This is a genomic window from Micromonospora sp. NPDC005197 (genome assembly GCF_040608295.1).
Taxonomy (GTDB): Bacteria; Actinomycetota; Actinomycetes; order Mycobacteriales; family Micromonosporaceae; genus Micromonospora.
The window spans coordinates 1-1,370 of the sequence record NZ_JBEXHY010000274.1; the positions used below are offsets into that span (position 1 = coordinate 1).

Consider the following 1,370-nt stretch of genomic DNA (forward strand, 5'->3'; position numbering starts at 1 on the left):
TACTGTTTTTCAGAGTTGTGATATTCCTATATCACACGGGTTTTGTGCCCTTTTTTTTGTTGGGTAAGGCGGGCGGAAACGACGCCGGCGGAGCCCCGTTGGCCGGGGCCACCCCCGTCGATGCGTTCTACTTGGTGGCCGGCTTGAGGCAGAGCACCCGGTTGGTGCCCTCGCCGGGCAGCACCACGTGGGGCTGAGCAGGGTCGGCGCACTTGTCCTTCGCGTCCACCTTGGAAACGATCGTGAACGCGCCCGCCTCGCCGCAGTCCACCGCCGAGGCGCCCTGGCCGGCCTGCTTCACGCAGGTGCCGACCGCCGGGTCGAAGGCCGGTGCGTCGTCCCCACCGCCGAATTTGCCGAGCAGCATCAGCAGGCCGAGCGGCACCGCCAGGATCAGCACGGCGGCGATCAACACCGCAGCCAGGACCCGACCGTTGCGCACCTTCGGCACCGGAGGCTCCGCCTTGGGCTCCTCCGCGTCCGGCTTGAACGAGTCGAACCGGCCCTGGTCCGATTCGGTGGCCTCCTGGCCCCAGGACGGCCCTGGCTGCTGGGGCGGCGGGAAGGCCGGGAACTGACCACCCGGCGCCTGCTCGATGGCCGGCGCACCGAAGCCCGGCGCGCCGTTCACCGCGGCGGTGCCGGCGGCCGGTGCCCCGAAGCGGTCGGCTGGGCGCTCACCGCCGGACTGCGGTCGAACGCCGTTCACCGGCCGGTTGTTGCCGGGCGCGTCGACGAAGGACGGCACACCGGGTGGGAACGCCGGCGGCGCGGCAGCGGCCGAGGGGGGCTCGCCGAACCCGTTGGGCGCCGACGACCGTTCCCGGTCGTCGAACTGCGGCTCGGACGGCGAGTCGTCGCCCCAACCGGGGAAGCCCTGCTGCCGATCCGGCCCGTTCTGCCAGTCCGGCGGGCCCTGGCGCTCCGGCGCCTGCTGCCAGTCCGGTGCGGCCGGGCGCTCCGGCGCCTGCTGCCAGTCGGGCATGGCCGGGCGACCAGCGTCCTGCTGCCAGTCGGGCGCGCCCTGGCGGCCGGCGTCCTGCTGCCAGTCAGGCATGCCCGGACGCTCGGGAGCCGGGTCGGCCTGGAACGCCTCCGGGGCTGCCTGCTCCGGCTCGTTGTCCGACTCGGGTCGGGCCGGGCGGCCGTACACCCGGGGTTGTGGCGTGGCGGCGCTGGTCGGCCGCATGGCCTGGTCGGCCGGGGGCATCACCCGGCTGGCCAGCGGCACCGAGGCGCTCGCCGACGCGCGGCTCGCCGCGCTGGCGGCCGACTCGGCGTCCGAGACCGGTACGACGGCGCGGCCCGCTCCCGACTCCGGGGAGGTACGCGGAGCGGGCACCGCGGCGGCGCTCGCCGAGGCCTCCTCG

The 1,370-nt window shown here is 74.4% G+C and carries 2 protein-coding genes; one reads left to right on the forward strand and one right to left on the reverse strand.

The features are described 5' to 3' along the window. Window positions 1–127: 127 nt before the first annotated feature. Complete coding sequence (locus tag ABZU46_RS31770; protein ID WP_354863380.1) at window positions 128–1,189, reverse strand: hypothetical protein; 1,062 nt, start codon at window positions 1,187–1,189, stop codon at window positions 128–130. On the opposite strand from ABZU46_RS31770, the gene ABZU46_RS31775 reads away from it, so the two are divergent. Further along, window positions 1,167–1,370, forward strand: a 204-nt coding sequence (locus tag ABZU46_RS31775) for a hypothetical protein (protein WP_354863381.1), incomplete at its 3' end; no start/stop codon positions are given. The genes ABZU46_RS31770 and ABZU46_RS31775 overlap by 23 nt on opposite strands.